Origin of the sequence: Shigella sp. FC1967, assembly GCF_001743005.1 — a bacterium.
GTDB lineage: Bacteria > Pseudomonadota > Gammaproteobacteria > Enterobacterales > Enterobacteriaceae > Proteus.
In genome coordinates this window covers 1-2,487 of sequence record NZ_MIIZ01000856.1, presented here as the reverse complement: position 1 = coordinate 2,487, position 2,487 = coordinate 1, and the positions used below count along the sequence as shown (strand labels likewise).

Genomic DNA, 2,487 nt, shown 5'->3' with positions numbered 1-2,487 from the left:
GGCTCAAGAAATTTGCTGATGAAATGGAAAAACGACAACTTAGATTAAACCGATACGATGAAAGTTCAACAGTCAAATTTTATACAGATAAGAGCCATATTTATCACTATGCAAAAATTGGAGAACTCTGTAACCAAGCGCCTGTGATTGAAAATTGGAATGAAAAAAGAATTACCTTTTTACCATTTCCCAAATGGAAATAAATTTGATGGGTATAAAAATATCCGACCAACAGTTAAATAAACGCCATGTTATTGAAATTTGCCCTTTCCGCGCATGGTCACTCATTCTTCATCATATACCCGAATATTCCCTAGTTAATGCTTATAATCTCGCTGTAATGTCTGATTTAGCCTATCTTGAACGACCTGATTTACTTAAATTTTTTAATCGTGATTTTCAAGATTTATCGACTATTCCACAACTCACAAAATCCACGATTATGCCTTACACCGTAGTTAATGATGTTCCATTTAGTGAGCGTTACTATCCTCCTGTTTTTATGGATACCGCAAACATAGAAACTCCAATTGGTAATACGCAACTTTTTTATGTTGAAAATAAAGAACATATTATTGTTTCTTGGCGAGGGACATGGGAGATTCCCGATTGGCTTACTGATATTAGTTATGCTCCGAGTATTTGCCCAAAAGAGATTGCCTCTGAGGGGAAAATGCATGGGGGGTTTTTAGAAGCCTATAATATATCAAAAATAAGTTTTAAAGATGAATTTAAAAAATATAAATAATAAATTGAGTGATAAAAAGCTTTTCATTTGTGGACATAGTTTAGGCGGTGCACTTGGTCTAGCTTACGCTGCTGAAATGACCGATTATAGACCTCTATTATATACCTATGGTATGCCTCGTATTTTTTCAGCTAAAGCTATTCAAACAATGACTGGCTTTGTTCATTACCGACATATTAATGATTCAGATACTATCACGAGTGTTCCCCCTGATGCTGATTTAGATAACTGGTTATATGGTAAATTTGGTTACTTGGGTAATACTTTTGGTTTTATCTGGGCGGGTTTAGTTCAACTTCCATTAGATAAAGTAGGTGCCATATCTGGAGATCCTTTTTGGCATCATGGTGAATTAGTTTGCTTTTTTTAAAATAACACAAATCGTTGAATGGCAAGAATGTACTATTGATAACAATCCATCTAGTTGCCGAACTTTAACATATCCACTTCCTATTAAAGTTAAGCTTTTTCTTGTTCCTTCGATAGCAAAAATTAGAAAACCAACAAGCACATTTAAATCAAGAAGTTTTTATGAAGGAACATGATATTAATGATATTCAACGTTTTTTTTCCACCAAATACCAATCCATTATTAGATAGTTTTACAAACCCCAAAAATCATTCTATGTCAAAAATGTATGTTCCCTATTTAAATAATGAATTATTAGAGGCTTCTTGGCCTGAAATTCAATTACAACGTAAAATTAAACGACTAAAGTTTATAGAGCAAATGGAGCAAAACAGCCACAGACACGATAATGCTGGGATCTCTCCTGAAGAATTAGAAAGAGACAAAGCATTTTTAAATATGCAAAAAATAGTTTCAAGTACCCTTAATATCACAAAATCAATTTCAGGAGGCGAAAATGCCCTCATCCGTTTTAGAAGTAAGACAAGAGAAGAATTGGAGCGTTTATAAGTTTTTTTCTCTTACTTTCTATCCTCATTATGATCCAAGGCTGTGCACCTCGTAGTGATAAAAATAAAATACTATCTCCACCTGCTGATACGGAGTGGGTTACCGTCGGGATCAAACTTCCAGAAGGCATTGAGGCATTACCTTTAAATGTGCTTTATCGTTCCGAAATTTGCCAACGTGCTCGATATAATTCGGCTGGAGAAAAGTATTATATTTCGGGTTTTAATCCTAACTCCGTAGCACTTAAACAACAAGGTAGCAGTGATATCTATCAGACTAAAATCGCCCTTAATGGAGGAGGCTCATGCCAATGGCAATTGAGTGAAGTTTGGATGTCAATTCGTTATAAAAAAAATACTGAATACTTATAATGATTTTGAAGCAATACCATCACATAAACTTATTTTAATCTTTAATAACCATAAATATAACGAAGGAGAAATTATAAGAAATTTAATAAAAAAATGAAGAAATAGGACTAAATTACTATCCTGTATTTATTAATAATAAAATAGCAAATGAAAAAAAATATAATTTTGTTTCAGCATTGGAATAGATCTCAATATATATTAGTCAATAATGAAAAAAATATATTATTTACTCCTCTTTATCATAAGGATAATATCACGAAGATTGACATACCTAAAGAGCGAGGAACTGATGTTATTATTTATTATTCAGATGGTACCATAGAAAAAAAAACCTTCATGGTCTCCAAATTATAATAAATTAAAAAGTCTTAACTAAATATAACTTCAATTACAGCTCTAGATATTATTTGAACCTATTTATGTCAAATATAAGGCAAGAGAAGAAATAG

Annotated in this window: 4 protein-coding genes and 1 pseudogene; all 5 read left to right on the top strand. The window is 32.3% G+C overall.

Features of this window, described 5'->3' with window-relative positions:
- Positions 1-203, top strand: a pseudogene (locus BHE89_RS24355) (hypothetical protein); the annotation flags it as partial.
- A gap of 5 nt (positions 204-208) precedes the next feature.
- Positions 209-748 carry a lipase family protein gene (locus BHE89_RS14635; protein ID WP_286146172.1) on the top strand — a complete coding sequence of 180 codons (540 nt, stop codon included), beginning with the start codon at positions 209-211 and terminating at the stop codon, positions 746-748.
- Complete coding sequence (locus BHE89_RS14630) at positions 726-1,118, top strand: lipase family protein (RefSeq protein ID WP_128860587.1); 393 nt, start codon at positions 726-728, stop codon at positions 1,116-1,118. The genes BHE89_RS14635 and BHE89_RS14630 overlap by 23 nt, the downstream gene beginning before the upstream one ends.
- 180 nt (positions 1,119-1,298) lie before the next feature.
- Positions 1,299-1,667: a hypothetical protein gene (locus BHE89_RS14625; RefSeq protein ID WP_128860586.1), complete on the top strand. Its 369-nt coding sequence runs from the start codon at positions 1,299-1,301 to the stop codon at positions 1,665-1,667.
- Positions 1,668-1,696: 29 nt separating this feature from the next.
- Positions 1,697-2,038 (top strand): hypothetical protein, encoded by a 342-nt coding sequence (locus BHE89_RS14620; protein ID WP_128860585.1) that lies wholly within the window; start codon positions 1,697-1,699, stop codon positions 2,036-2,038.
- Positions 2,039-2,487: the final 449 nt, after the last annotated feature.

Bases quoted from the DNA above. Each gene is read 5' to 3' on its own strand.
- BHE89_RS14635 (WP_286146172.1), top strand. From the start codon at position 209: ATGGGTATAAAAATATCCGACCAACAGTTAAATAAACGCCATGTTATT.
- BHE89_RS14630 (WP_128860587.1), top strand. From the start codon at position 726: ATGAATTTAAAAAATATAAATAATAAATTGAGTGATAAAAAGCTTTTC.
- BHE89_RS14625 (WP_128860586.1), top strand. From the start codon at position 1,299: ATGATATTCAACGTTTTTTTTCCACCAAATACCAATCCATTATTAGAT.
- BHE89_RS14620 (WP_128860585.1), top strand. From the start codon at position 1,697: ATGATCCAAGGCTGTGCACCTCGTAGTGATAAAAATAAAATACTATCT.